The sequence below is a fragment of the Microcoleus sp. AT8-B5 genome (genome assembly GCF_036705565.1).
Lineage (GTDB): Bacteria > Cyanobacteriota > Cyanobacteriia > Cyanobacteriales > Microcoleaceae > Microcoleus.
On record NZ_JAUBUY010000002.1, the window covers coordinates 12,910 to 39,276 of the forward strand.

General features: G+C 46.2%; 26 protein-coding genes. 10 read left to right on the forward strand and 16 right to left on the reverse strand.

Translation table 11 applies throughout. The annotated features are described in order from the left end of the window. Positions 1-57: 57 nt before the first annotated feature. From QUB39_RS01480 to QUB39_RS01520, 9 genes are all read right to left on the reverse strand, one after another. Complete coding sequence (locus QUB39_RS01480; RefSeq protein ID WP_333048362.1) at positions 58-243, reverse strand: hypothetical protein; 186 nt, start codon at positions 241-243, stop codon at positions 58-60. Positions 244-577: 334 nt separating this feature from the next. Continuing rightward, positions 578-1,528, reverse strand: a complete 951-nt coding sequence (locus QUB39_RS01485; protein ID WP_006631110.1) for a F0F1 ATP synthase subunit gamma — start codon at positions 1,526-1,528, stop codon at positions 578-580. Positions 1,529-1,910: 382 nt separating this feature from the next. Then, positions 1,911-3,428 (reverse strand): F0F1 ATP synthase subunit alpha, encoded by a 1,518-nt coding sequence (gene atpA, locus QUB39_RS01490; protein WP_333037344.1) that lies wholly within the window; start codon positions 3,426-3,428, stop codon positions 1,911-1,913. A 111-nt stretch (positions 3,429-3,539) separates the two neighbouring features. After that, positions 3,540-4,085: an ATP synthase F1 subunit delta gene (atpH, locus tag QUB39_RS01495; protein WP_333054532.1), complete on the reverse strand. Its 546-nt coding sequence runs from the start codon at positions 4,083-4,085 to the stop codon at positions 3,540-3,542. 3 nt (positions 4,086-4,088) lie between these two features. Then, positions 4,089-4,616: a F0F1 ATP synthase subunit B gene (locus QUB39_RS01500; RefSeq protein ID WP_333054531.1), complete on the reverse strand. Its 528-nt coding sequence runs from the start codon at positions 4,614-4,616 to the stop codon at positions 4,089-4,091. Between the two features lie 87 nt (positions 4,617-4,703). Continuing rightward, positions 4,704-5,189, reverse strand: coding sequence for a F0F1 ATP synthase subunit B' (locus tag QUB39_RS01505; protein ID WP_333054530.1), 486 nt, complete (start codon positions 5,187-5,189; stop codon positions 4,704-4,706). Positions 5,190-5,286: 97 nt separating this feature from the next. Then, complete coding sequence (gene atpE / locus QUB39_RS01510; RefSeq protein WP_006631105.1) at positions 5,287-5,532, reverse strand: ATP synthase F0 subunit C; 246 nt, start codon at positions 5,530-5,532, stop codon at positions 5,287-5,289. Positions 5,533-5,660: 128 nt separating this feature from the next. After that, positions 5,661-6,419, reverse strand: a complete 759-nt coding sequence (gene atpB / locus QUB39_RS01515) for a F0F1 ATP synthase subunit A (protein ID WP_006631104.1) — start codon at positions 6,417-6,419, stop codon at positions 5,661-5,663. Positions 6,420-6,474: 55 nt separating this feature from the next. Continuing rightward, positions 6,475-6,936, reverse strand: coding sequence for an ATP synthase subunit I (locus QUB39_RS01520; RefSeq protein ID WP_333054529.1), 462 nt, complete (start codon positions 6,934-6,936; stop codon positions 6,475-6,477). A 162-nt stretch (positions 6,937-7,098) separates the two neighbouring features. Here QUB39_RS01520 and QUB39_RS01525 point away from each other — a divergent pair, with 162 nt between their 5' ends. Next, complete coding sequence (locus QUB39_RS01525; protein WP_333210178.1) at positions 7,099-7,335, forward strand: hypothetical protein; 237 nt, start codon at positions 7,099-7,101, stop codon at positions 7,333-7,335. 98 nt (positions 7,336-7,433) lie between these two features. Here the strand turns inward: QUB39_RS01525 and QUB39_RS01530 are convergent, their stop codons facing one another. Both QUB39_RS01530 and QUB39_RS01535 read right to left on the reverse strand, forming a co-directional pair. After that, positions 7,434-8,723, reverse strand: a complete 1,290-nt coding sequence (locus tag QUB39_RS01530; RefSeq protein ID WP_333210180.1) for a hypothetical protein — start codon at positions 8,721-8,723, stop codon at positions 7,434-7,436. Between the two features lie 135 nt (positions 8,724-8,858). Then, complete coding sequence (locus QUB39_RS01535; protein ID WP_333210182.1) at positions 8,859-9,308, reverse strand: nitrate reductase associated protein; 450 nt, start codon at positions 9,306-9,308, stop codon at positions 8,859-8,861. Between the two features lie 166 nt (positions 9,309-9,474). Between QUB39_RS01535 and moaA the strand changes: the two genes are divergently transcribed. Both moaA and QUB39_RS01545 read left to right on the forward strand, forming a co-directional pair. Further along, complete coding sequence (moaA, locus tag QUB39_RS01540) at positions 9,475-10,464, forward strand: GTP 3',8-cyclase MoaA (protein WP_333054525.1); 990 nt, start codon at positions 9,475-9,477, stop codon at positions 10,462-10,464. Between the two features lie 526 nt (positions 10,465-10,990). Then, entirely contained in the window at positions 10,991-11,833 is an 843-nt protein-coding gene (locus QUB39_RS01545; RefSeq protein ID WP_333210184.1) for a hypothetical protein, read from the forward strand. A gap of 433 nt (positions 11,834-12,266) precedes the next feature. Here QUB39_RS01545 and QUB39_RS01550 read toward each other — a convergent pair whose 3' ends face one another. Together QUB39_RS01550 and QUB39_RS01555 are read right to left on the reverse strand one after the other, a co-directional pair. After that, a complete protein-coding gene (locus tag QUB39_RS01550; RefSeq protein WP_333054522.1) occupies positions 12,267-13,652 on the reverse strand; it encodes a hypothetical protein in 1,386 nt (461 codons plus the stop codon). A gap of 1,079 nt (positions 13,653-14,731) precedes the next feature. Next, the gene (locus tag QUB39_RS01555) at positions 14,732-16,261 is read right to left on the reverse strand and encodes a YifB family Mg chelatase-like AAA ATPase (RefSeq protein WP_333054521.1); all 1,530 of its coding nucleotides are present in this window, start codon (positions 16,259-16,261) and stop codon (positions 14,732-14,734) included. Positions 16,262-16,476: 215 nt separating this feature from the next. On the opposite strand from QUB39_RS01555, the gene QUB39_RS01560 reads away from it, so the two are divergent. Both QUB39_RS01560 and psbA read left to right on the forward strand, forming a co-directional pair. Beyond that, a complete protein-coding gene (locus QUB39_RS01560) occupies positions 16,477-16,824 on the forward strand; it encodes a histidine triad nucleotide-binding protein (RefSeq protein WP_333054520.1) in 348 nt (115 codons plus the stop codon). 545 nt (positions 16,825-17,369) lie between these two features. Next, the gene (gene psbA / locus QUB39_RS01565) at positions 17,370-18,452 is read left to right on the forward strand and encodes a photosystem II q(b) protein (RefSeq protein WP_333160757.1); all 1,083 of its coding nucleotides are present in this window, start codon (positions 17,370-17,372) and stop codon (positions 18,450-18,452) included. A 95-nt stretch (positions 18,453-18,547) separates the two neighbouring features. Here psbA and QUB39_RS01570 read toward each other — a convergent pair whose 3' ends face one another. Beyond that, on the reverse strand, positions 18,548-18,724 hold the full coding sequence (locus QUB39_RS01570) for a hypothetical protein (protein ID WP_333054517.1): 177 nt from the start codon (positions 18,722-18,724) through the stop codon (positions 18,548-18,550). A gap of 64 nt (positions 18,725-18,788) precedes the next feature. Here QUB39_RS01570 and lnt point away from each other — a divergent pair, with 64 nt between their 5' ends. Then, a complete protein-coding gene (gene lnt, locus QUB39_RS01575; protein ID WP_333210222.1) occupies positions 18,789-20,666 on the forward strand; it encodes an apolipoprotein N-acyltransferase in 1,878 nt (625 codons plus the stop codon). 66 nt (positions 20,667-20,732) lie between these two features. Here lnt and QUB39_RS01580 read toward each other — a convergent pair whose 3' ends face one another. Next, positions 20,733-21,638 carry a bestrophin family ion channel gene (locus tag QUB39_RS01580; protein WP_333054515.1) on the reverse strand — a complete coding sequence of 302 codons (906 nt, stop codon included), beginning with the start codon at positions 21,636-21,638 and terminating at the stop codon, positions 20,733-20,735. 375 nt (positions 21,639-22,013) lie between these two features. Between QUB39_RS01580 and QUB39_RS01585 the strand changes: the two genes are divergently transcribed. After that, complete coding sequence (locus QUB39_RS01585; protein ID WP_333210189.1) at positions 22,014-24,161, forward strand: DHH family phosphoesterase; 2,148 nt, start codon at positions 22,014-22,016, stop codon at positions 24,159-24,161. A gap of 106 nt (positions 24,162-24,267) precedes the next feature. On the opposite strand, the gene psb30 is transcribed toward QUB39_RS01585, so the two are convergent. Then, on the reverse strand, positions 24,268-24,408 hold the full coding sequence (psb30, locus tag QUB39_RS01590; RefSeq protein WP_333054512.1) for a photosystem II reaction center protein Ycf12/Psb30: 141 nt from the start codon (positions 24,406-24,408) through the stop codon (positions 24,268-24,270). A gap of 492 nt (positions 24,409-24,900) precedes the next feature. On the opposite strand from psb30, the gene QUB39_RS01595 reads away from it, so the two are divergent. From QUB39_RS01595 to QUB39_RS01605, 3 genes are all read left to right on the forward strand, one after another. Continuing rightward, positions 24,901-25,269 carry a YkgJ family cysteine cluster protein gene (locus QUB39_RS01595; protein ID WP_333054511.1) on the forward strand — a complete coding sequence of 123 codons (369 nt, stop codon included), beginning with the start codon at positions 24,901-24,903 and terminating at the stop codon, positions 25,267-25,269. Positions 25,270-25,431: 162 nt separating this feature from the next. After that, a complete protein-coding gene (locus QUB39_RS01600) occupies positions 25,432-25,755 on the forward strand; it encodes a hypothetical protein (RefSeq protein ID WP_333054510.1) in 324 nt (107 codons plus the stop codon). A 230-nt stretch (positions 25,756-25,985) separates the two neighbouring features. Then, positions 25,986-26,273, forward strand: coding sequence for a YggT family protein (locus QUB39_RS01605; RefSeq protein ID WP_333054509.1), 288 nt, complete (start codon positions 25,986-25,988; stop codon positions 26,271-26,273). Positions 26,274-26,367 lie beyond the last annotated feature (94 nt).

Consider the following 26,367-nt stretch of genomic DNA (forward strand, 5'->3'; position numbering starts at 1 on the left):
GTTTAAAAACTAAATGTCTTGCCCTGTATGCGATCGCTCCACCACTGCACACAGCAGCTATGTGTTGTTTTGGTTTTGACTTGCTTCTATTTTTGGTTGCTCAGCCTTCATGACATATTGCTCCATAAATTCCAGCAAAACATCCCTCATATTTTTACCGTCCCTAGCAACAGCCGACTTAAATCGGTTCCGCAGATCCGGCGGCATTTCTACTCTAATAGCCACAGTCTTGTTTTCATCCATACAGGCTCAAGGCTTTACAACATATACATTTTGACATTTTTATGTAGTTTGCCTAAAAACCAGCTTTTTGTATACAGGTGCATTAGTTTAACTATATGCCTTAGTGCATACTAATGCAAGAGTGCAAAAAATGCCGTTTTCCGCGAAAAACGCTACAGAGCGTTAATTTAAGTCATTTAGCTATGATTTACGCTCATAAACCCGGTTTCTGCAAAAAATCTTGAGTTTGGCTTTGTTAGTACATTGTGGTCAATTGTAACAACTTTATAAATAAAAAAAGCGCCTGAGTTTCCTCAGACGCATACCATAAAATCAACAAATTGTCAACTATAATCTAACCGTTCAAAGCCTCAGCACCGCCGCAAACTTCCAGGATTTCCTGAGTAATTGCCGCTTGCCGCGCCTTGTTATAAGTCAGCGTCAAACTACCGATCAAATCGCTAGCATTCTCACTAGCATTATTCATCGCCGTCATCCGCGCAGCCAACTCGCTAGCAGCAGACTCTTGCAAAGCCCGCAGCAATTGGTTGTTCAAATACAAGGGCAAAAGAGCCTCCAGAATTTGCGCCGGATCTTGCTCGAAAATCATGTCCCTGGGCAAACTCTTCGTAGGTGAAGCAACCTTCTCGCGCGATACTTGAAACTGTCCGCCTTGCGATGTCAAGCGGAAGATTTCATCATCGGGAGTTTCCAAACCTTGGGGGTCGAGGGGCAGCAAAGTTTGAATTACCGGACGCGAACTAATTAATGACACAAACTTGGTGTAAATTAGCTCAACTCTGTCCACAGTTCCCGACAGGAACAAAGAAAGCAATTCGTCAGCAATTTGTGCCGCTTCCGGTGCTGTGGGAATTTGTTCTAAGTTAGCGTAAGTAGCATCTATCGGCTGTTCGCGGCGCTGGAAATACTGAGTAGCTTTGCGTCCTACCAACACGTATTTGTAGTCTAAGCCTTCAGCTTTGATTTCCTTAGCGCGATTTTCGGCGTATCTGATGATGTTGCTGTTGTAGCCGCCGCACAAACCCCGATCGCCCGAAACTACCAACAGTCCCACCGATCGCACTTCGCGTTTTTTCAGCAGCGGCAAATCCAGGTTTTCAAACTGCAAGCGTTCCGCCAAACCGTATAATACCTCTGCCAGTCGATCGGCAAAAGGCCGAGTAGCAGTCACCTGTTCTTGAGCGCGGCGCACCTTTGCAGCGGCCACCAAGCGCATTGCTTCTGTAATCTTTTTAGTGTTCTTGACCGACTTAATGCGATCGCGAATAGTTTTCAGATTTGCCATAATTTTCTCCTTTTTTCTTAGCTTTTATTCTGAGTTCTTAGTTCCTAGTCATCAATTTTTAAGCTTGTGCGCGATCGAGAAACGGCATTTTTTAACCCACCGTAGGGACACGGCACTGCCCATTCGTGTCAACTTAAGCCGAAAGCCCGCCAGGGACTGAAGTCCCTGTCTAATAGCGAAAGTCCTCTGAAGAGGACTAATAATTTCTTCAGTCCTCTTCAGAGGACTTTTGCTTTGAGACAGGGGTTTTAACCCCTGTCGGACTGCGGGTTTAACGTGTTTGTTGACACCAATGGGCAATGCCGTGTCCTTAATCTAGGGACACTCCAAGAGCCGTGTCCCTAACAATTTCACCCGCTAATCACTGATGACTAAAGACTAATTACGCAGAAACCAAGAAACTTTGCTTGTATTCAGTGATGCCTTCTTTCAGCAGCTTCTCAGCTTCATCAGTCAAGGCCTTTCCGCCTTGAACAATTTCGCCGTACTTCGGCTTGCTAGTCCGCAAATAGTCGCGCAAACCAACAGTAAACTTGCTGACTTTTTCCACAGGAATGTCATCCATATAGCCGTTAATACCGGCATAGATTACAGCAACTTGTTCGTTCATCGGCAGAGGCGAACTTTGGGGCTGTTTCAACAGTTCCCGCAAGCGCTGACCGCGCGACAATTGATTTTGAGTAGCTTTATCCAAGTCAGAAGCAAACTGAGAAAATGCTGCCAGTTCTTCAAACTGTGCCAATTCCAATTTCACCTTACCGGCTACTTTTTTCATAGCCTTAGTTTGAGCCGCCGAACCTACCCGCGATACCGAAATACCGGGGTTTACTGCAGGACGCAAACCAGCGTTAAACAAGTCAGAAGAAAGGAAGATTTGACCGTCGGTAATCGAAATTACGTTCGTCGGAATGTAAGCAGAAACGTCACCAGCTTGGGTTTCGATAATTGGCAAAGCAGTCATGCTGCCTTCGCCCAAATCGTCGCTCAATTTAGCAGCGCGTTCTAGCAAGCGAGAGTGCAGGTAAAACACGTCTCCGGGATAAGCTTCGCGACCGGGAGGACGGCGCAGCAACAAGGACATTTGGCGGTAAGCTTGTGCTTGTTTGGAAAGGTCATCGTAAATGACCAAAGTGTGCTTGCCTTTGTACATGAAATACTCGGCTAAGCTAGCACCTGTGTAGGGAGCCAAGTATTGCAGGGTTGCGGGGTCGCTAGCGTTGGCTGCTACTACGATCGTGTAGTCCATCGCGCCCTTTTCTTGCAGGACGTTGACGATGTTAGCTACTGTAGAAGCTTTTTGACCGATCGCCACGTAAACGCAGATCACGTTTTCCGATTTTTGGTTGATGATTGTGTCGATCGCGATCGCAGTTTTACCGGTTTGTCTGTCACCGATAATCAGTTCCCGCTGTCCTCTTCCCACCGGAATCATCGCATCAATAGCGGTAATTCCTGTTTGCATGGGTTCGTAAACAGAACGGCGAGAAACAATCCCCGGTGCCGGAGATTCAATCAAGCGAGATTCAGTAGTTTTAATTTCTCCTTTGCCGTCAATCGGACGGGCCAAAGCATCAACTACCCGTCCCAACATTGCTTCACCCACGGGGACTTCAGCAATTCTGCCAGTAGCAGTAACTGCCGAACCTTCTTGAATGCCGAGGCCTTGGCCCATCAACACTGCACCCACGTTATCTTGTTCGAGGTTCAGTGCAATGCCCACGGTGCCGTCGGCAAATTCTAGCAATTCCCCAGACATAGCTTTATCCAAGCCATAAATCCGAGCAATGCCGTCGCCTACTTGCAGAACAGTACCGACGTTAGAGACTTTTACGTCTTGGTCGTACTGTTCAATTTGCTGGCGAATAATGCTGCTAATTTCGTCAGGTCTGATTGCTGCCATGTCAGTTGTTTTTTGTCAGTTGTTTGTTGTCAGTTGTCAGTTATCAGTTGTTCAAAACTACCAACCGTTAACTGCTAATTAAATTAGCTAATAGTCATCAGCTATTAACTCTCAGGAATTCAAGCGAATTCCTAGACGGCGCAATTGTCCCCGCAGGCTGGCATCAATTACTTGAGAGCCTACTTTGATTACCACACCGCCGATTAAATCTGCGTCTATTTTGGTTTCAATTTCTACGCTTCTAGCGCTGGTCATCGCCTGCACTTTCTCGCGAACAGTCTGCTGTTGAGCGTCTGAAAGCGGGACTGCCGATGTAACTTCAGCCAATACTGTTTGGTTTAGTTCTCGGAGCCTTGCCAAGTATTGTTTGCCAATCCCTTCTAAAAAAAGAATTCTTCCTTTGTCTACTAATAGCTTCAGAAAGCTGTGCATCAAGGGGCTCATTTCTTCACCCGCTATTTGCCCAATTACGGCTTTTTTAGCATCCGGTTTTACCAGCGGATTGGCTAAAAATTGACGCAAATCTTCCGAACCTTCTAGCAGGCTCAGCAAGGAACGAATATCTTCGCCGAACTTCTCTGAGAGATTGTTGGACTGAGCCAGTGACATCAAGGCAGATGCGTAAGGCTGTAAGACTTCTGTGCTGACTGTACTCACGTTTTAGCCTCCCAGTAACGCAATGCTGCGATCGATTAATTGGTGTTGAGCGCTGTCGTCTAAGCTAGTTTTTAGCTGGCTTTCCACCTTTGCTAATGCCAGAGATACAACAGCCGATCGCAGTTGGGCGATCGCTCTTTCCCGCTCCGCTTCCAACTCTTGACCTGCTGTTGCTCTCATTCGTTCAACGTCTTGCGCTGCCTGAGCTAGAATTGCTTCTTTTGCTTTCTTGGCAGTTTCTTCAGCAGCGGCACGAATTCGTTCGGCTTCTGCTTGCGCTTGAGTCAGTTTTTGCTGTTGCTCTGCTAGAGCTGCTGCTGCATCTTTTTGGCGTTTTTCTGCATCTTGAATCGCCTCTTGGATAGCCGAACGCCTCTCTGTCAGGATTTTACCTACAAATCCGCGCCCGAAATAAAACAGCACTGCAATAATAATGACCAGGTTAATCAGGTTGGTTTCTAAAATATCGAAATTTAAACCGAAACCACCTTCGCCGCTAGCTTCTGTGGCTAGCAATAAAACAGTCCCCATGATACTCTTCCATAATTGCGCGTGCAGATTGGGTGAAGCGATTTTAGATTTGAGATTCCATCAAAAATCTAAAACTCTTCGGTCTCGCTATTTGGCCAACGACTGCCCTAATAGCTTTTCGAGAATTTGGCCGCTGAGCGCGTCTACTTGTTGTTCTAGTGAGCGCATTGCTTCTTGCTTTTGCTGCTCTATTTCTTGCCCAGCTTTTTCTCGCGCGACTTGAGCTTCTTGTTGAGCCTCAGCTACTTTTGCTGCCCCAATTTTTTGGGCATCAGCTTGAGCAGCAGCAATTACTGATTGAGACTGTTTGCGAGTTTCTCCCAGTTTTTGCTCGTACTGCTGCGCTAGTTGCTGAGCTTTTGCCAAGCGTTCTTTGGCGGAGACTTGAGTGTTGCGAATGTAATCGGCGCGATCGTCAATTGACTTGCTGAGCGGCTTGTAAAAAATTACATTCAAGACTGCGACTAGAATTAAAAACTGCACCGCCATCAGAGGCAGCGTAGCATCTATATCAAACAGTCCCCCTTCCTTAGCCGCTTCTTCAACTGCTAGTAATACTGTCCAGTGCATCATGATTTTTTGACGGCTTCCATCTAATTCGCTTAATCGATTTTAGACTTGAGATTTTGGATTAGAATCGCCAAAACCTCAAATCTAAAATTTCCAATTATTATGCGAAGGGGTTGGCAAACAGCAGCACTAGGGCTACGACCAAACCGTAAATTGTGAGCGCTTCCATGAACGCCAAACTCAACAGCAAGGTGCCGCGAATTTTACCTTCTGCTTCCGGCTGACGGGCAATACCTTCTACAGCCTGACCTGCTGCATTACCTTGACCGATGCCAGGGCCGATTGCAGCTAAACCTACTGCCAAAGCGGCGGCAATTACGGAAGCGGCAGCAACTGTTGGGTTCATGATGATTTTCCTTATCTAAAGTACAAAATTGAGAACAGAAAGTCTAGAGAATTGTCCGATTTTACGGCCGAAAGTTTAAGTTCAGAAATTTATTTTTTCCTCCCTCATGCTTCGCCGTTTATCGTTAGTTAATCGTGGTGTTCTTCGCCGTGACCGCCTTCTAGAGCTTCACCAATGTAGGCGGCGGCTAAGGTAGCAAAAATCAAAGCTTGAATTGCACTCGTAAATAGTCCCAAAACCATCACTGGCAGAGGAACAAATAAAGGCACTAGCAACACTAGCACTCCGACCACCAATTCGTCCGCAAGAATGTTGCCAAACAAACGGAAACTCAGGGACAGAGGCTTAGTGAAATCTTCTATGATTTTGAACGGCAACATAAAAGGCACCGGTTCAACATAGTGGGCGAAATACCCCAAGCCGCTTTTGCTGAGACCTGCATAAAAATATGCTAGAGAAGTCAGCAGTGCAAATGCTACCGTCGTGTTGATGTCAGCGGTAGGAGCTCCCAATTCCCCTGATGGCAGCTTAATCAGCTTCCAAGGAATTAGAGCGCCAGACCAGTTTGACACAAAGATGAACAGAAATAATGTACCAATAAACGGTACCCAAGGGCGATATTCTTTTTCCCCAATTTGGTTTTTAGCCAAGTCCCGAATAAATTCCAGCGCATACTCCATAAAATTTTGCATTCCGCTGGGAATTCGCTGGATTTTGCTGGTTCCTAAAATCGAAACTACGACTAAAACAGCAATTACAAACCACGAGGTTAGAAAAACCTGCCCGTGCACTTTCAGATTGCCCAGTTGCCAGTACAACTGCTGGCCAACTTCCAATTCGGCGAGGGGGAAACGATTAAAGGTGTTTAGAACGTCAAGCATTGCCATTCAACGGGCTTCCCCATACAAATCGATGAGTTGAGTTTTGCTCGAATTGCCTGACTTACCTGTAGTCTAGTGCTAATGCACTTCGGATCACGTAAACCATCAGCGCAGCTTTGTAAGTCAGAAATCCCAAAAATATCGGTAAAATCTGTAGCTGATTCCACTGTGTTCCTACTATCATCACCGCTAAAAACACACCGAGCCTTGTCTTGCTGATGCGTTGATTTTGGCTGCCGATTCGTTCAACGTCTCTAGCCAACATCTTTAAGTAAACCACACCTGTGCTCGCCCCAAGCAAATAATTCAGGGCAATATTGAGCGAGTAAAAAATCCAAACGGAGATAAAAATAATCGCCGTAAACGCAAGGGTGTACGCCAACAACTCTTGTTGGAGGCGATAAAAGTCTTGCATGGGATTCGTTGTCTCGGACGAGACTGTCGAGACTGTTGAGACTGTGCCAGCTTGAGGAATATCCTCGGTTGCTGGTGTGGGTTCGGTGGGTGTGTTTTGCGTGTTCACGAAGCTCAGAAACTAATGCAGGTAGCAGGCGAGTGCTTTGCAAACTCAGAAAAATAATACCACGCTGCGGTAACAATACTTAAAATAAAATTAATCATATTTTTTACTTTACTGGTTTCTAGGAAGAGCCTGGGAACCGATGTCACTCTTGCTCTGCCTCGCGTGGCGAAGGGTAAATTGGAGGCTCTTCTCGCCTATCTGCGTTACGAGGCAGAACCGACTGAACGCATCATCATTTTGAGTCGGCGACCGACGACTTTCACTATGAGACAGGGGTTTGCAACCCGCTGTCGGACTGTCGGACTGTCGGGCTGTCGGATTGTCGGACTGTCGGGCTGTCGGATTGTCCAGAAGACCGACAGGGAATTAATTCCCTGTCTCATAGCACAAGTCGGTTAAAAACCGACTGAAATCCTATAATTTTTAGTCTTCTTGCAGTCGTCTTCAGAAAACTACTTCACCGCATTCAGCTTGAGGATTGCTATAACTGATAACAGTTAAAAGTCCCCATTCAACGTGGTAAAATTGGCTGCGCTTAGAGCAGCAGGTTGGACTCCGGTAACAACCCCTAAAATTTGTCCGGTAGCAACAATCCGAATCGCTGTATTGCTACCCGAAGCATCTAAGGCAATTCCTGCAAATGCAAGTCCGTTGGTGAGGGCGATCGCATCTTGACCCGCCGTAAAATCCGCAATAACATCGGCTTCAGATACATTGGAGGCGGCTGCATTCACCCGCAGTACAAACAGATCGTTTCCAGCTTCACCTGTCAGAATATCTCTACCTAAGTCACCTACCAATTGGTCGTTACCCTCTCCTCCATTGAGCACATCGTTGTTTTGTCCGCCACGTAGGAGGTCGTCACCCGCACCGCCAGAGAGCGTATCATTTCCGAGGTTTCCAGCGATCGTGTCATTGCCGGCGTTGCCATCGATGCGATCGTTATCGCGACCGCCCCAGAGCGTATCGTTGCCGTCGCCTCCTAGTATAGTATCGTTGCCGGCATTGCCATTTACCCGATCGGCCGATGGCGACCCTTGGATCGAGTCGTTACCATCTAAACCTTGAACCAGTAGATTGCCGACTCGAGCTGGATCGATGGTAAAGTTATCGGCATTGGTGGAGAGGTTGAAGAAGAGGCCATTGGGATCCAAGGGGGAAGGAGAAATGGTTCCAGGTGTGAAACCATATTGAAGATGATCGACTTCCCAGTTATTTTTACCGGGCATCGACAATCGAATTGATGAGATCCCGTTTTGATTGACCACTCCAAAGAATCTATCTTCTGAGGTTGTACGCGAAATACTCTCATCACCCAGCGAAAAGGGACCGATAACCCCCAGAGATTCTCCCAATGGCCCAAACGCCTCAAATAACGTGTTATTTAGCAAGTCGCCAGACCGGGGTGTGCCGCCACCATTCCTGCCAATATCCGTCCAGACAATTCCAGCATGGGTTGGTAATTGACCCCCAAGTGCATTAGCGGAAAAGTTGAAGGTAAAGCTGCTAGTCCTCAAATTCGAGAATAAGCTGCTGCTGTTTCCCCTGGCCTGACCATCAATAACTCCGTCATCGCCGTCCACCGAGTCGCTGAAGGTTGTTGCAATATCTGTTGTGGCAAACTCAGAAACAGTAACACCCGGTGTATTTAAAGCGCCGTCTTCAAAGTCTTCTAAATGAAAGTAAGTGAACCTAACTGGGCTAAATGGGCTGATGGCACTTCCTGCTGATGGATTGTTGAAAGCCCAGTAGGGCAGTGGATCAAAAAACTGAGGATTGTTAGACATGGTGTCTTGAAAGTAAATGCTACTTAAAAGTTATATTCTCGCTGAAAATGAGGCGATATGGTAAAGAAATCGCTCCCAACCAACAACCTACATTGAGTGATTGCTCGCGCTGGCTACAAACTTTTTACCATATACTTATTCAATAAGTTGAAACTCTCGAACAGCGGGGAGAAAGTTTTTATTCTCGTGGCTCGATCGACTAAGCTTAATCAAAGCAAATCGCTGTAGCGGCTGCAAACTCGCCCACTGTGCCAAAGTTATTGTGACGCCGAACTCTTGCGCTTTTGCAGAAACAGACTCCGGTACAGTTGCAGCATCCATCCACGGGGGATTTTCATCAACGGTCAAATCTGTTCCCGGTTTGCCTGTCTGTTGAATTAATACTTGGTTTAGCTGTTCTCGGTAATCGATAATTTCTGCTTCTGTCAAGCAAGGTTTCTCTACAAGCATTTGACGTTCTGCTTGGTTAAAATGATTCCAATCCTGCAACTTTAATTTAATGCCACAAGTATCTAACTTGAGACGTACTTGCATCGGGATGCACCGCAGGGCTTCTACAAAATCGGCTTCAAATTCAAAGAACATAAATATACAAATTTGTGAATGAGATTTTTTTTTATTAACCGCAGAGGGCGCAGAGAGCGCAGAGTAAGAGAAGAGAGAGAAATCTATGCAGGTTTTTTGCTTTCTATCAATAATTGCAGAAAATCGAGTCAGCATTTATAATTAAATAATATTACAAACTATTGACATGGATACCGTAGACTACCTTCGGATTAGCTTGATAGACCGCTGCAACTTCCGCTGTCTCTACTGTATGCCGGAAGGTAGTGAGTTGGACTATGTATTGCAGCAGCAGTTGTTAACTCACTCGGAATTGCTAACTCTGCTGCGGGAAGTTTTTATACCCGTGGGATTTACCAAGTTTCGGTTGACGGGTGGGGAACCGCTGCTGCGCCCTGGGGTGGTGGATTTGGTAAGGTCGATCGCATCTTTGCCGGAAACGCGAGATTTGTCAATGACAACTAATGGCTTTTTGCTGGCGGGAATGGCCCAAAATCTCTACGATGCTGGTTTGCGCCGGATTAATATTAGTTTGGATTCGCTGGAACCGGAGACTTTTGATAAGATAATTGGCAGTCGGGGACGATCGCGATGGACGCAGGTTTGGGAGGGAATTCAAGCGGCTTATCACGCAGGATTTGACCCGCTGAAACTGAATGTTGTGGTAATTCCCGGTGTGAATGACGGCGAAATATTGGATTTAGCGGCGTTAACTATTAACCGGAATTGGCACGTTCGTTTTATTGAGTTTATGCCGATCGGCAATGGGGATTTATTTGGCGATAAGGGTTGGGTAGCCTCAGCCGAATTGCGGCAACGAATTAGCGACAAATACGGGTTAGCGGAGTCGGGTGTTCGCGGAAATGGGCCGGCGGATGTGTTTCAAATTCCGGGGGCGAAGGGCACTTTAGGATTTATCAGCCAAATGTCCGAGTGTTTTTGCGATCGCTGCAACCGGATGCGTTTGTCTGCTGACGGGTGGCTGCGGCCTTGTCTGCTGAACGAAACCGGGCAAATTGACTTGAAAACTGCTTTGCGGAATGGGGTGTCTACGGTTGAATTGCGCGATCGAGTGCGGCACATATTAGAGATGAAACCGGAAATTAATTTCAAACAGCGGGATTCGGGAACTACTCAAGGAAATTACAGTCGCACCATGTCTCAAATCGGTGGGTAATTGTCTTTAGTGCGATCGGTCATTTATGTACTTATTCCTAGGTTGCGTTGAGCTAAGCAAAACCCAACTCTCTGTGAAAGTAACAAGTTGGGTTTCGTTCCTCAACCCAACCTACAACTACTATAGCAATCCTTGCAGGAGTCGTAAAAAATCACGACTCCTGCAAGGATTGCTATATGCTTGCACCGCAAGCATTATAAATCACTCATTTAGCCGATATTCTTTGTTGAAGTACGGCTAATTCTATGCCTTTGGGGACTTGGGAATCACTCTGAGGGTAGAGCCTGGTTAATACCTTAACGAGTTACATTGGATACAAATGAAGGAAAAACCAAAAGTTCTCTAAACTCCCTAAGCTAAAAGCTGTTAAGCAATTAAACTCATGAGCCAAACACCCAACGCTTACACCTGAATCTTGACGGTAAATCGAAATAAGTGATTTAAATGCTCAACAGCTTAGCTCAAGTTTTCAAACCAGGGCATCTCCTACAGACAATATTTTTTGAATAGTTGTGGCAAGATAATTATGAAACCTAACGAAGAAAATAGCTCTAGCCGTGAAATTCATCAAGAAGTTCACACCGATGCAACTAACGGTCACGTCAGTACAACGCGAACCACTACAAGTGTTCCGAGTACAACGGGGAAGGCTTCTAAAGAAGCAGCTCATCACCAAGGTTATGTACAGGGTCAAATGGCGGAAAATCACCGCCAACTTGGAGTCCAAGAAGTCCGCGATAATGAGAATGCTGGTCGCGGGTTACTGTTAGGAATTCTTCTTGCTTCTTTGGCAGGCTTAGTTCTGGGCAGTGTATATTACTTCAATCGGAGTGAGGAGGCTCCTACTCCGGCTTCTGCTCCTGTGATTGTTGTACCGAAAGCGAATCAGCCTTCAGCAACACCAGCTCCGACTCGGACTATAGAGAGAGAAAAAACGATCATTCAAAAGATTGTTCCGGTTCCGGTTCAACCATCTCCAGCTCAAAACCCTACGCCTGATCCTCAACCAAGTCCAGCTCAAAACGCAACTCCGGCTCCTCAAGCAAGTCCGGCTCCCAATATCAATATTACAATTCCAAATTCACAGCAGCAAGATGCACCCGCTCAGGAAGCAGCGCCGTCTCCATCTTCGCCGTCAAATAATACCAATACTACGGTTCCGACTCCGCAGAATGAGCCAGATTCCACTCCAACAACTCCAGCACCTGAGAGTTCAGCTACTCCATCTCCAACTCAAGATGATGGTGCTTCTGGAGCAGGTACCAGTGGCCAAACTAATACGGAAAGCCAGAGCGATTCTAATCCTACGGATACGGCTGTACCTAATAGCAACTCCGGCGCAGAGGGTGCGACTGGTTCACCACAATAAAAGTTTGATGTCGAATTAGTCCGCTACGGGTTCAAACCCCAGACTCATAGCTAAAGTCCTTTAAAGCTGATATCTGGCACCATTCTCGCTTAACAGGCTTTTCGGCCTGTTCCACAAAATATAAATTTTCTTGTGGAACAGGCCGAAAAGCCTGTTCATAAAAGGCTTATTGATAATGGTGCAACATATTAGTTAAAGAGGACTTTTTTTAGGGTTTAAAGTGAAATCTTGCACCATTATCAATAAGCCTGCTATAGGCGGGATATCCTGCCCAACCCCTACTCCCCACAAGAAAATGCACTTGTTGTGGAACAGGCTCGAAAGCCTGTTAAGCGAGAATAATGCAACATCTCAGACTAACCGCACATTGTGGCTGAACTCAAAAAACCAGGTTTCTGCGATGGAAAACGTTTTAAGATTTTGCCAATCTATCCTAAGAAACTGTTTGGTGAACTAATTTAACTTTCCCTAAAGCCGTCTTTCTGCTGTCAAATAGTTTCATCACCCCGGAGGAGATGGTCTCGATGACATCGGGAGAACAGTAAGAGAGAAACTCTTCCGAGGAAATATGACCGGCAAAAAACTCTTGAGCTTTCTTCAAAAAGTTTTCAGTTTCAGCAAAACCGATAGATTTGATAATAAACGTAGCTACGGGAGAGTTTTTAATATCATAGGGAGATTCTTGATTTCGTCCTATTGCTAACAAATTTAAAACCTCTTTTTCCAACTGAGTTTCTAATGGGTAGGCAATCTGTTTGTTGGGCAAGTAATCCTCCAAAACTGAGGTCTTAAATCCGGGTGCGCGCAATTCTCCCATCATAGTAGAAAGCGGAATATCGCGCCCCAAGCGGTAGGAAAGAGCTTCTAAAATGGCGATGGTAATTAGCTTGATACCCAGATAAAGTTTAGCAACTTCGATATTTTTGCGAGTTCGGGCAATCAGGTTAGCGTAGGTTGCATCGTCCGGCTCTTGCATAAACTGCTGGAAAACCAGCTCGGGTTTGAGGAAGTTCAAAAATCCTTCCATTTTTTGCAGAGACCTGCGATATCCGGCAACAGTATAGGAATTAACATTGGTCAATTCGTGGTTGGTTTCTGGCATCAAATTCCAGGTATTGTCTAAGAAATTAGAGGAATTTGGAGATGCAAAATTCTCGACATCTCTATTTGCTAACCTGACTGCACGCTTGACAATTTCTAAGGTTTGGGCATCGCTCCATCCCAAGTTAAAATCGCGATTTGCACTTGCTAAACGCTGGTACAAAAGTTCGATCGCACTCAAACCGCTGGGCGAAACGGGGCGAAAAGGGATAGTAGCTTCGATGCAAGCGGCGATTTCGGCGATCGTACTAGCTGGCAAAAAAGGCTCCAAAGATTTGGCAGCAATAACGGCACTCAAAAATTCGTTTTGGCCGCCAAACGGAGAGAGAGTCTTGCCGGGAATAAACCCAAATACTGAGGCCACTAGGTGATACATGGCATCGTCGGGCAGTTCGGTTTCATCTCTAATAACTAACTGCGATCGCACTTCTTTGACAAAAGGACAAAGGGCGCTGCTAATATTGAAACTAACCCCCTGATCGACTTGCACGTACACGAGGTCGTGAAACAGGGCAGCCAGCACCTCGATCGGATCGACTGACCCCCCGACCTCAAAAATGTGTTCCGACGTGTGAAAGTAGCGCCAAGGCCCTCTCATCGTTTGAATAATTAGCTCAGCTATCTGCTCCAGCTTGGGAATGTCTACTTGACCTCCCAATTGCTCGATCGAGCTTACCAAGCAATCCAAGCACCGTTTTTGTTCTGCCAAAAGCTCCATTTACACACCTCCAGTGCATTCCCTGATTGTCTTGCGCTTGATTGCATGGTATCAAAACGCGCTGCGATCGTGCCATAATTCGTCACTCAAAAATTTCAAATTTTAGGGTGAAACAGGGAGAGGGGGCGAGGGAAAGAGGAAGAGCGAGGAAGAGCGAGGGAGAGCGAGGGAGAGCGAGGGAGAGAAATTAAGTATTAAAAATTCTGCCGTTGTGGAGATTCGGGCAACTTGGGCGATCGGTATCATAAATTACAGTAAAAATGACAAAAAGTGGGTAAAAACTTGATGAATTTTTGAGGAAATTATGAGGGATTTTTGACAAAAGCTGTGGGTGGGTGGCATTGACACCAGCTTCAAGCTGCGGTGGTCTAAATACTGCGTGTGGCCTCAGAATAAGATTCCTAGACGTGCTGATAAACTTCAGTTGATTAGCTTTCGGGCAGTTGGTCTAAAGCTTCCTCGCTCGCCACTTTAACTGCTGCCTTGGTTTGCTGTGACCTCCCCCAATCTAACACTAACAGAACTTACGCAACTGTCAATCGATTTTAGATTTTAGATTTTAGATTTTAGATTGAAGCATTGACTTGCGCGAGATAAATTCGGGGGCTTGCTTATCGGATACACGTTTTTGATTTCTCCACGGATGAATCACGTGGCGGGTATCCTGGATGCTTTCGGTCACAAGTGATACTGGCACCATGCAGCACAAAATCAGACAATAAACATGGGAACATCGGGGCGTTTCAGTGGCTCAATTAAATAATGGGACAACATCAATCGAGCTTCAATACCCCCTCAATCCCTTCGTCCCCCTCTGCTGCGACTTCGTATGTTTAGAAGCAATTTAAATCGCCGAATCAACTGTTAAATACCCAACTTCTTTAAGAAGTCGGGGATCGGGGGATTGTGTCTTTTGAGCCGCTGCTGACAAGCGAATTTCTTCATGTGGTACCCGCCACGTGATTTATCCGTGGAATCAATCCCAAATCGAAAATCGAAAATCCTCCAGAAAGAGCATTTATCCGTGGGGTCGCCTCTAAAATCTAAAATCTAAAATCTAAAATCTAAAATCGATTGACTTACTGCATTCGATCGATCGTCCGATACTGCACCGCCTCCGCCACATGATTCGTTTTCAAGCTTTCATCCCCCGACAAATCAGCAATAGTTCTAGCAACCTTCAAAATGCGATCGCTAGCCCTCGCCGAAAGCCCCAACTTCCGAATCGCCATCTCCAATAAATTCCGAGAAGCATCATCCAACTGACACCATCTGTTAATGTGACTGCTTTGCATTTCCGCATTACAGCGCAAACTAGATTCCGACTGAAAACGGCGAGTTGCGAGCTCTCGCGCCCGCTGTACTCTCACCCGCACCGGTTCCGACTCCTCCCCCGTCGGCTGTCGCGTAATTTCTTCGGGTTTCAAACGATTTACGGCCACTTGCAAATCAATCCGATCCATCAAAGGCCCCGAAAGTTTTGCCCAATATTGCTCCCTCTTTTGCGGCGAACAAGTACACTGTTGAATCGAATCCCCGTAATAACCGCAAGCGCAAGGATTCGTACTTGCAACTAAAGTGAATTGAGCCGGAAACATCACCGATTGTCTAGTCCGAGAAATCGTCACATAACCATCTTCCAGTGGTTGCCGCAAAAACTCCAAAACATCTCTTTTAAACTCAGTTAATTCATCCAAAAAAAGAATGCCGCGGTGTGCTAAAGAAATTTCACCCGGACGGGGAAAACTGCCGCCACCTACCAAAGAAGGGCCAGATGCCGAATGGTGAGGACTGCGAAAAGGCCGATCGCCCACCAAGCTTCCCTTATCCTTCAACAACCCAGCCACCGAATGAATCTGAGTTACATCCAAAGCTTCATCAAAAGTCAGCGGCGGCAAAATACCAGGCAAACGCCTCGCCAACATCGTCTTACCGCTCCCTGGCGGCCCCACAAAAATTAAATTGTGTCCCCCCGCCGCCGCAATTTCCAAAGCCCGCCGCGCGTGAATTTGCCCCTTTACATCCTTTAAATCTAAACCCGAAAACCGCGTTTTAGCTAACTCTTCTCGACCGTTTACTTCGACAGGCGAATAAACTTCAGGATTGTTCAAAAAATCAGTAACTGCAAAAATATTCTCAAAACCATAAACAGATATTCCGTGCACCAAAGCCGCTTCCTGCGCGTTACCAGCCGGTACAACTAATCCTGAAATACCCATTTTTTGAGCAGCAGCGGCGATCGGCAAAACCCCAGCCACAGGCCGTAAACTCCCATCTAAAGAAAGTTCCCCTAAAAACAAATAATCTCCTAAAAGTTGACCGCTGACTTGTTCTGATGCTGCTAAAATGCCAATGGCGATCGGCAAATCAAAACTCGGCCCCTCCTTCCGCAAATCCGCCGGAGTCAAATTAATCACAATACTCCGCATCGGAAAAGCATATCCCGAATTTTTCAGCGTAGCCTTAACCCTTTCTTTAGCTTCTTGCACCGCAGAATCGGGCAATCCCACAACCACAATTTTCGGTAGCCCGCCTGACACATCAGCCTCAACACCAACCTTTACCGCGTCAATTCCAACGATCGATGCACTCCAAACCCTAGCAAGCATTTTTCTTTATCCTTAATTTGCCTGTCCTTGATTCATCATCTATTATGATTAACAATGACTAATGAATATCGGAAGAGGCAAGAAAAACTTTTCCTTGCCTCTTCTTTTTCTGATCTTCCTTCTCTCCTGCTAAGTCTTCCCTCTTCCCTCTTCCCGACATCCGTTACATCCGTTACATCTTGTACAGTGCTCGTTGCCGAACTTCGTTAACACCCATGACAACTCAAGAAACGCTTTTCAGCAAAATCATCCGCAAAGAGATTCCCGCAGACATCGTTTATGAGGACGACTTGGCCCTCGCCTTCAGAGATATCAATCCGCAAGCGCCCGTCCACATCCTCGTCATTCCCAAACAGCCTATTGCCAAATTAGCCGATGCCGAGTCGGAAGATCATGCTCTCATGGGGCACTTGCTGCTGACTGTCAAGCGCGTAGCAGAACAACTCGGACTTAGCAACGGCTATCGCGTCGTCATTAATAGCGGCAGCGACGGCGGTCAAACTGTATACCACCTGCACCTTCACATTCTCGGCGGTCGGCAGATGAACTGGCCTCCAGGCTAAAGCCTAATTTTTACCCAGAAATTGCGGACTCATCCTCAGAAACTCGGTTGATTTCTCTTGCCAAGCGCCTCAGAAACCGGGTTTCTTTTTTCGTCAATAAACCCGGTTGATTGGCTCTTATTGAGAATGCAGCCCGCACTAGAAACCCGGTTGTCAGTATTCTCCCGATAAAAATTTACCCTCGCAGAATCCACCGGGTATATGTGAATAAATATTAAAAATCCTCTCCCCCAGACCTAATTAAGAGATATTTAAATAGAAAGAGAATCGACCTGAACAAAAATAATTTGATGGAGCTGCTGAACCAAGCTACAGACAATAGATTCAGTTCTTCTGACCGCTGTATTTAACTCGTTTGGTGTGTAATTTTACTTTGTAAAAAACTACAAATATTTACTAATAATCAAATTTTTGTAAAAGTTTGTAAAATTTTTGAATTGTCAGCAGAAATCCCTTGGCAAACTTTAGTGAATGGTGTTACTAATATAAGCGTGGGACATCCCCACAATGAACCTTGAAAATTCAATTAAGCCATCATAAACCAAATGACAACAACCGTACAGCGTCGCGAAAGCGGCAACGTTTGGGAACGCTTTTGTGAATGGGTCACAAGCACTGAAAACCGGATTTACATCGGTTGGTTCGGCGTCTTGATGATTCCCACCTTGCTGAGTGCCACCATCTGCTACATCATCGCCTTCATCGCTGCTCCTCCAGTGGACATCGACGGCATCCGCGAACCAGTAGCTGGTTCCTTGATGTACGGCAACAACATCATTACTGGTGCTGTTGTGCCTTCATCGAATGCGATCGGGCTTCACTTCTATCCCATCTGGGAAGCTGCTTCCTTAGACGAATGGTTGTACAACGGCGGCCCCTACCAATTGGTAGTATTTCACTTCCTGATTGGCATTTTCTGCTACATGGGTCGTGAATGGGAACTGTCCTACCGCTTAGGTATGCGTCCTTGGATCTGCGTCGCTTACTCTGCACCTGTTGCAGCAGCCACCGCAGTATTCTTGATTTACCCGATCGGACAAGGCAGCTTTTCTGACGGTATGCCCTTGGGTATCTCCGGCACCTTCAACTTCATGATCGTGTTCCAAGCCGAGCACAACATCCTGATGCACCCCTTCCATATGTTGGGAGTAGCTGGTGTCTTCGGCGGTGCTCTGTTCTCCGCCATGCACGGTTCTCTTGTTACCTCTAGCTTGGTTCGCGAAACAACCGAAACTGAATCTTTGAACTACGGTTACAAATTCGGTCAAGAAGAAGAAACCTACAACATCGTTGCAGCCCACGGCTACTTCGGTCGTTTGATTTTCCAATACGCGAGCTTTAACAACAGCCGTTCTCTGCACTTCTTGTTAGGTGCATGGCCTGTTGTCGGCATCTGGTTTACCGCTTTGGGTATTTCCACGATGGCGTTTAACCTCAACGGTTTCAACTTCAACCAATCGATTATCGACTCGCAAGGTCGCGTCATCAACACTTGGGCTGATGTCATCAACCGCGCTAACCTGGGTATGGAAGTAATGCACGAGCGCAACGCTCACAACTTCCCTCTCGACTTGGCTGCCGGTGAAGTCACCCCAGTAGCAATGGTTGCTCCTTCCATCAACGGCTAAATTTAGCTTTTGATTTAACAAAAAGCGCTCCTAGAAATAGGGGCGCTTTTTGTTTGAGCAAGTAGAATTTGAGAGATTTTTTTCGGTTAAATCCGTTAAATCTGAGATGTTGCACCATTCTCAATTAATTGTTTAGGAACAGGCTTTTCGGCCTGTTCCACAAGAAAACTAACTCTTTGTGGAACAGGCCGAAAAGCCTGTTCTTGAGAAGGGTGCAAAATGTGAGTTAAATTCATTAAATCCGTTAAATTCCGTACACTGCTCGTTGCCAAACTCCCTTCTTCCCGATCGATCTGATATATTGATTAAGAATTATTATTTTTGGCAAGCATCAAAGTGGCGATATTTAACAGGCACAAATTTGAAAAACTCGTGGTTCATAAATCAAAAACATTAGCCTGGGCGATCCCACTTTTCAGCGGCATTTTGATGGCATTGACAACCGCACCAGTAAATGCTTGGCTATTGGCTTGGGTAGCATTAGCTCCGCTGTGGGTTTTGGTTGTCAGTTATCAAAAGCCAAAAATAGAACAACAAAAACAAAAATTTCTCTTTCTTCCTTCTTTCCTCAAAATCCATCCGTTACATCCGTTACAGAATCCGTTGCCGAACTTCCTTCTTCCTTCACTCTGGGGAATTGGCTATCACGGATTAGCTTTATCTTGGATTATGGGAATTCACCCGATGACTTGGTTGGGAGTTCCTTGGTGGCCGAGTTTGGCGATCGCACTTTTTTGCTGGGCATTCATCACCCTCTGGGGAGCAGCCTTAGTCGCCGTTTGGGCGTGGCTATTTGTAATTCTCAACTCCCTCACTTTACCCAGCAAAAATCCTATTCCTAACTCCCCCCCTTTACAAGGGGGGGCTGGGGGGGGTAGCTCCGATCTTATTCTTCTTAACTCCCCCCCTTTACAAGGGGGGGCAGGGGGGGGTAGCTCTAAATTTTCAGCATTAACTCGCGTTTTAATTGGCACAGCTTTGTGGTGTGCCTTAGAAAGTATTTGGAGTACAGGTTCGCTGTGGTGGACATCACTATCTTACACGCAAAGCCCGCACAATTTAGCAATATTGCACCTCGGTCAACTCTCCGGGCCCAGCGCAGTAACAGCGGCTATTGTAGCAGTAAATGGCTTAATCGCAGAAGCTTTTATTGAAGGAAGAAGGAAGAAGGAAGAAGGAAGTTCGGCAACGGATTGTGTAACGGATGTAACGGATGTAACGGATGGATGGAAGCAGGAGAGAGTCCGAGGTAAGAAGGGAGAAGTCCGAGGGAAGAAGTCGGTTGCTTATATTTTGCCTGCGGGTTTATTTTTAGTTTTGCATATTGCAGGCTGGAGTTTGTACAATCGGCTTTTAATTCAAGAGGCGGGAACATCATTAAAAATTGGCATTATTCAAGGCAATATTCCTAACGAGATTAAGTTTGACTCAGCGGGTTGGGGGCGCGCTTTAGAAGGTTACACCACTGGATACAAACAGTTAGCCGACAGAAAAGTCGATGCTGTGTTAATTCCAGAGACAGCTTTGCCTTTTATCTGGACAAACGAGTATCAGCGTTCTACTCTTTCCTTTTACCAAGCTATTCTCGAACGCGGCGTTGTGGCTTGGGTTGGAGGATTCGGACAGCAAGATAATAGTATCACTAACAGCTTATTGGCGATCGATCGCACTGGAGAAATTGTCGGCCGCTACGATAAACTAAAGCTAGTGCCTTTAGGCGAATATATCCCTTTTTACGAAATCTTAGGCGGGATTATTAATCGACTTTCGCCCTTAGATGCTCATTTAGTACCCGGCAATTCTCAACAATTGTTTGATACGCCGTTTGGCCGCGCCATTGTCGGAATTTGTTACGATTCGGCCTTTGCGGAAATTTTCCGATATCAGGCGGCGAATGGAGGCGAATTTATGCTCACAGCTTCCAACAATGCCCACTACAAACCGCCCATGTTGGATCAACATCACGCTCTAGATGTGATGCGGGCAATTGAGACGGATAGATGGGCAGTTATCGCAACTAATACGGGTTACTCTGCTTTTGTAAATCCTCGCGGCGAGACGGTTTGGAAGTCTGGGATTAATACCTATGAAGTCCGAGATGCTACTATCTATCGGCGGCAAACTCGGACTTTTTACGTGCGGTGGGGAGATTGGCTGACACCTGTATTGTTAGTATTAGCGGGGTTAATGCGGTTGATTGTTAAAAAAAATTAATCCGAAGCTTTTAGATTTTAGATTTTATGTACCAATCTAAAATCTAAAATCTAAAATCGAATGACTCTACTTATCTTTCACGTGTTCGTGAACGCTAGGAGATAAAGAAATTAAATCGTCGATATTGCGCTGCATGGCAGCACAAATATTGTCCAAAGGCAAATCATTGTCATCGTGCCCGAAGGGATTTTCTATTTCAATGCCGATTTCTTCGATGCCGAACAAAGTAAAACTAATTAAAGCCACAACTAAGCCGGTTCCCCAACCCAAATCTTTCACCATTTGAAAGGGGAGGGCTAAACAGTAAAGCAACAATAGTTGTTTCAGGTGAATCGCGTAAGCCAAAGGGATAGGCGTCTTCAAAATCCGCTCGCAGCCACCTAATACATCAATCATAGAGTTGAGCAACTCATTCATACCAGTTAACTGATAAACATCGAGGCAATTGCGCTCGTACTGCTCGTGCAAGTAATCCTCAATCCAAAAGGCAATTTCTAGAGGCGGATTGTTCATTGATTTGAGCTTGTGGTAGTGCGCTGGGGACATTAACGGCTCCAACTCTGGATTGACTGATTCTTGCCGCAAATGCAGTTTTAGGGCCACTGCAAAGGCGGGTAACAGGCGCAGGACTGACTTTTTGAGTTCGATATCCTGCGGGTCTTTTTCCTCAATTGCTACCCAGATTTGGCGCGCCAAATTGCGGACGTTGTTGACTAAAGTTCCCCACATTTTTCGGCCGTCCCAAAATCTTTCGTAGGCTGTATTTGTCCGAAAAACTAATAGTAGACCCAGGACTATACTGGGTACAATACTCGACAAAATTGGTAAGGAAACTGGCCACTTAAAAAAGTGCAGTAGGGAAATAAAAACTCCAAAGCCGCCGCACAGCAAAACGCGGGGCAAAATTGAGAGAATGACAGACCCCCGAACCTGTAATGCCATTTTAAACCAAGGTGGTCGATCGTCTCTCATGCAAGTCTCCTCATTAAATTAAATTAGCCTCGCCCTAGCACGGGCGGCACAACTGCCTGCTACACTTATTTCTTCGGCTCCCACCAGTCGATTTGAGATTCGAGATTTTAGATTGACTCCACAGATAAATCTGGGGCGTTTGAACTTTGGTCTAAAATTTTTTGGTCTCCATGACTGTTGGCAGGGCTTTGATCCCTATTTGGGTGCGGTGAGAGCTTCCGAAAAAAGCTTTCCTACAAACAACCTTTGGATTTTACCCAAAAAACTCATCAGCATCAATCTAAAATCTAAAACCTAAAACCTAAAATCTAAAATTGATTGACTGAGGCACTTAATTCGGTAAGATTAATCATGTATCTTTAAACCTCAGCTTCCGTGCAAGAGCTACCGACATCTGTGCCCCCGCATTTTCACCGATTGCCAAACCAACGGTGGCAAATTTATTCGCCTCAAACACAGCAAGCCGAACAGTTTGCCACTGAAATCAGTTTGTCGCCTTTGCTGGCCCAGGTGCTGATTAACCGGGGCATCGATTCGGTTAAAGAAGTGCAAGGGTTTATCGAACCGGAATCTCTGGTTTTGCCGGCGCCAATGGATGAGTTTCCAGATTTGGCTGCGAGTGTCAAATTGTTGCGGGAGGCGATTTCGGGAGGGCAAAAAATTGCGATTTGCGGCGACTACGATGCTGACGGGATGACGAGCACGGCTTTGTTGTTACGCGCTCTCAGGGTTCTGGGGGCGAATGTGGATTATGCTATTCCGAGCCGGATGCGAGAAGGTTATGGGATTAACGATCGCATTGTAGAAGAATTTCACTCGGAAGGTGTCGCTCTCATTCTCACGGTTGACAACGGAATTGCAGCCTACGGCCCGGTTTCCAGGGCACGAGAACTCGGTGTCAAAGTTATTATTACAGACCACCATGATTTGCCGCCAAAACTGCCGCCGGCTGATGCTATTCTCAACCCGAAATTAATCGCGGAATCTTCACCTTATCGCGGTTTAGCTGGCGTAGGCGTGGCTTATGTTTTGGCTATTACTTTGGCTCAGGATATGCAGAAAGTTGGGGGGTTGGTAAATCCCCTGCTGGAGTTATTCACGTTGGGAACTATTGCGGATTTAGCACCTTTGACTGGAGTTAATCGGCGCTGGGTAAAGCGGGGTTTGCGGCTGTTGCCTCACTCGCAATTGGCGGGTATTCAGGCTTTGATTCAGGTGGCGGGAGTGCAGCCTGGAAGTGCGGAAAGTTCATCTATTCTCAACTCAAAACTCAAGGGCGGGCACGGGGGCACCGCCCCTACTCAAAATTCGTTAAAGCCTGAAGATATTGGTTTTAGGCTTGGGCCCCGGATTAATGCTGTGGGGCGGCTGGCTGACCCTCAAATTGTGATAGAGTTGCTGACTACGGACGATCGCGAATTAGCTCTTAAAAACGCGATGCAGTGCGAACAAATTAATCAGCGCAGGCAGGAGTTGTGCCAGGAAATTGAGCAGGAAGCAATTGCTTGGTGCGAGGAAAAGGCGATCGATTTGCAGCAAGAACGAGTTTTAGTTGTGGTGCAGCCCGGTTGGCACCACGGGGTGATCGGGATTGTAGCTTCTCGGTTGGTGGAACGCTACGGCGTACCTGTGTTTATTGGTACTTTTGAGGATGAGGGCGGGCACGGGGGCACCGCCCCTACAACCTCATCCTCCTCCGTTCCCCCGTGCCCGCCCGCTAAAATTGTCCGGGGTTCGGCGAGGGGAATTCCTGAGTTTAATGTATTTGATGGGCTGAATTTTTGCGCGGATTTATTAACTAAATTTGGCGGACACAAAGCGGCTGGCGGTTTTTCTATGCCTGCTGAGAATATCGAACAATTCCGCAGCCAATTGTCAATTTTTGCCAATCAATGTTTGCAGCCGGAACACTTAAAACCGCTGGTTTCAGTTGACGTGCGAGCAGATTTGGCTGAGATTAATCTTGACCTTTACCGACAAATTGATGCTCTGGAACCTTGCGGGATTGAAAATAAGGCTCCTGTATTTTGGACGCCTAATGTTTGCATAACTGAACAGAAAATTGTTGGTAAAGGAGGTCACGTTAAATTAACTGCAACTCAAGATGGAAATGTATCGGCTAGTGTGAAGGCGATTGCTTGGCGTTGGGGCGAATATTTTCCTTTGCCTCGGCGGGTTGATCTTGCTTACCGATTGCGGGAAAATAGTTTTAATGGCAAGACATCGGTTGAGTTAGAATTGTTGGGCGTTCGGCTACCGGCAAATGCTGCTACTTCCAGGCCACCGAGGTTCGGAAAAGTTGAGTTTGATTATTGCGATCGCACTTATTCTTGCAGTCTGTCTCCCGCCGGCTCGATCGAGGAATTGAGAATTCGCAACTCTCAAGGGCAAGTTTTGGCTGTTGCACCCGGACAAAACATCGGTTTGTTAGGTAACTCCCGCAAAGATGCTAGAGAAGTCGATGTATCTCTACCTTTTTTTGAGAATTTGATTCAAACTGCTAAACACGCCCTTGGTATTTGATAAGAAAGCTCGTGCTGCTGGGAAATTTGGCGATCGAGCGTTGTGAATTTTGCCTAATTTAAAACTCAAAACTCCCAACTCTCGATCGCCGCCTAGCGTGCTATAATTACAGGTCGCCGCCTTTAGCTGCCAAGAGAAAAATCACGATCGGGCCAGAAAGCACGACGGCTGCGAGTAAAGCTACCTGAACAATGAGTTGGTAGTCTACACCACCCATACCACTGAAAAGATCGGTTATAAAGTCCATTTGTCCTCCTGACTGTAGTGATTAAGTCTAGATTGTTGCATTAGAAAATCCGCTTCTGATTTTACCGGGCGATCGACCATATTTTTTAAGGAACTTTACAAAATTCAACAAAATGTAAACTACGATCGACCTCTCAGTCATTCGATTTTAGATTTGAGATTTTAGATTTTGGATTGACCCCAGGGATAAATTCGGGGGACGCAAGGATTTTCAATTTTCGATTTTGGATTGATTCCACGGATAAATCACGTGGCGGGTACCACATGAAGAAAGTCTTGGTCACAGGGAACTGCGGACTTGATGCCCCTTCCCGGAAAGTCTCCCAAATCTCAAATCTCAAATCTCAAATCCAACCGCCCCTTCGGGATATGGGCCTCCGGCGCTGGCAATTGATATACTTGAAGAGCCCAAATCTCCTAAAGTTTGGCATTTTCCACATAATGCTCCGAATCTAAAATCTAAAATCTAAAATCTAAAATCTAAAATCAAACTATGGCTACTTGGCGTTGCGTAAAGCAGTGCGGTGCTTGTTGTTACCTCGACCCAACAGAGCGCCCAGACTTAGACGAGTATTTATCAGAAGACGAATTATCGCTCTATTTGAGCTTAGTCGGAGATGACGGTTGGTGTATCAATTTTGACAAAACCACCAGAGAATGCGGAATTTATGCCGATCGACCGCGCTTTTGTCGGGTAGACTCAGAGGTGTTTGAGGAAATGTACGGCGTTGAGCCGGCCCAATTGAACGATTTCGCGATCGAGTGCTGCTTGGAACACATAGAAGATTTGTATGGCGATCGATCTTTGGAAATGATCCGCTTTAACTCGGAAGTCGGAATTCTCGCCTTACCTGACAACTAACCGACTTGATGCTCATTAGGCTTTCTCTTTGCGGATGATTTTTCGCGCTGGGCATCTCAATCTAAAATCTAAAATCTAAAATCTAAAATCGTCTGCCGGTTTCTCACCGGGAGAGTGTCAAAATAAACAAATCAAAGAAATATCGCGCTGTTGAGTTGAGCCATGAGCAATCGAGAGGGTTTTACGGGGGGATTTATTGCCGGAGCCGCAGTTGGCGGCTTGGTGGGTGCCGTTTTGGGCGCGGTGCTGTCGCGGCGCGCTGCTGAAGCTTTGCTGAGTGAACCTTCAGAAGCAAAGACAAGAAAGATCCGCCAGAGGAAAGCCAGCCAACTCGAAGCCGAAGGGATGGAAGTAGCAAGGCTGAGTTTAGAAGATAAAATTGCCCAGCTCAATCAGGCAATAGATGACGTGCGGCTGCAACTCGGCGACGTAAACGGCAACGCGCCGGCGTCGGGCAGCGAGGGTTCGATCGCCCAAGACTCCTGAATCCCTTTAAAATTTTAGATTAGTCGGGCCGATCGATGGGGGCTACTGACATCTTGCACCATTCTCGCTTAACAGGCCTTTCGGGCCTGTGAAGCCAAGAGTGAATTTTATTGTGGGTCGTTACTCTTCTAGCCCGCCCGTAAACAGCCTCATGCTCCCCCTCTCCCCGACCTATGCTAAACTTTAAGTTAAAGTGTCTGTAAACTTTACTCAAACTTCAACGAGAATATATGAGTTATTCCCTAGGCCTTTTGGCAACCACGCTGTCCACATTTCTGCAAATCTATGTAGCCCTGATGATTATTCGGGTGCTGTTAAGCTGGTTCCCTAACATCAATTGGTACGACCCCCCGTTTTCAATTTTGAGTCAGTTAACAGACCCTTACCTCAATCTATTCCGCTCGATTATCCCCCCCTTGGGAGGGATTGACTTTTCACCACTAATTGCGTTTTTTGTACTGCAATTCGGCTCGGAATTCTTGATCGGTCTTTTGACCAGCCTGCAAACATCTTTGTAGTTGGAAAAGCTTAAGTTTTTCAGCATCGAGCGTAAATTGTTTGGCAGACCTAGCCGCCGGCAACTAAATTTTAGATTTGACATTTTTAGATTAA

Bases quoted from the DNA above. Each gene is read 5' to 3' on its own strand.
- QUB39_RS01560 (WP_333054520.1), top strand. From the start codon at position 16,477: ATGACAACTCAAGAAACGCTTTTCAGCAAAATCATCCGCAAAGAGATT.
- atpE (WP_006631105.1), bottom strand. From the start codon at position 5,532: ATGAACCCAACAGTTGCTGCCGCTTCCGTAATTGCCGCCGCTTTGGCA.
- QUB39_RS01505 (WP_333054530.1), bottom strand. From the start codon at position 5,189: ATGATGCACTGGACAGTATTACTAGCAGTTGAAGAAGCGGCTAAGGAA.
- atpB (WP_006631104.1), bottom strand. From the start codon at position 6,419: ATGGCAATGCTTGACGTTCTAAACACCTTTAATCGTTTCCCCCTCGCC.
- QUB39_RS01530 (WP_333210180.1), bottom strand. From the start codon at position 8,723: ATGTCTAACAATCCTCAGTTTTTTGATCCACTGCCCTACTGGGCTTTC.
- QUB39_RS01605 (WP_333054509.1), top strand. From the start codon at position 25,986: ATGAGTTATTCCCTAGGCCTTTTGGCAACCACGCTGTCCACATTTCTG.
- QUB39_RS01535 (WP_333210182.1), bottom strand. From the start codon at position 9,308: ATGTTCTTTGAATTTGAAGCCGATTTTGTAGAAGCCCTGCGGTGCATC.
- QUB39_RS01480 (WP_333048362.1), bottom strand. From the start codon at position 243: ATGGATGAAAACAAGACTGTGGCTATTAGAGTAGAAATGCCGCCGGAT.
- QUB39_RS01595 (WP_333054511.1), top strand. From the start codon at position 24,901: ATGGCTACTTGGCGTTGCGTAAAGCAGTGCGGTGCTTGTTGTTACCTC.
- QUB39_RS01555 (WP_333054521.1), bottom strand. From the start codon at position 16,261: ATGCTTGCTAGGGTTTGGAGTGCATCGATCGTTGGAATTGACGCGGTA.
- QUB39_RS01485 (WP_006631110.1), bottom strand. From the start codon at position 1,528: ATGGCAAATCTGAAAACTATTCGCGATCGCATTAAGTCGGTCAAGAAC.
- psb30 (WP_333054512.1), bottom strand. From the start codon at position 24,408: ATGGACTTTATAACCGATCTTTTCAGTGGTATGGGTGGTGTAGACTAC.
- atpA (WP_333037344.1), bottom strand. From the start codon at position 3,428: ATGGCAGCAATCAGACCTGACGAAATTAGCAGCATTATTCGCCAGCAA.
- moaA (WP_333054525.1), top strand. From the start codon at position 9,475: ATGGATACCGTAGACTACCTTCGGATTAGCTTGATAGACCGCTGCAAC.
- QUB39_RS01600 (WP_333054510.1), top strand. From the start codon at position 25,432: ATGAGCAATCGAGAGGGTTTTACGGGGGGATTTATTGCCGGAGCCGCA.
- QUB39_RS01580 (WP_333054515.1), bottom strand. From the start codon at position 21,638: ATGAGAGACGATCGACCACCTTGGTTTAAAATGGCATTACAGGTTCGG.
- QUB39_RS01550 (WP_333054522.1), bottom strand. From the start codon at position 13,652: ATGGAGCTTTTGGCAGAACAAAAACGGTGCTTGGATTGCTTGGTAAGC.
- QUB39_RS01545 (WP_333210184.1), top strand. From the start codon at position 10,991: ATGAAACCTAACGAAGAAAATAGCTCTAGCCGTGAAATTCATCAAGAA.
- QUB39_RS01500 (WP_333054531.1), bottom strand. From the start codon at position 4,616: ATGGGGACTGTTTTATTGCTAGCCACAGAAGCTAGCGGCGAAGGTGGT.
- psbA (WP_333160757.1), top strand. From the start codon at position 17,370: ATGACAACAACCGTACAGCGTCGCGAAAGCGGCAACGTTTGGGAACGC.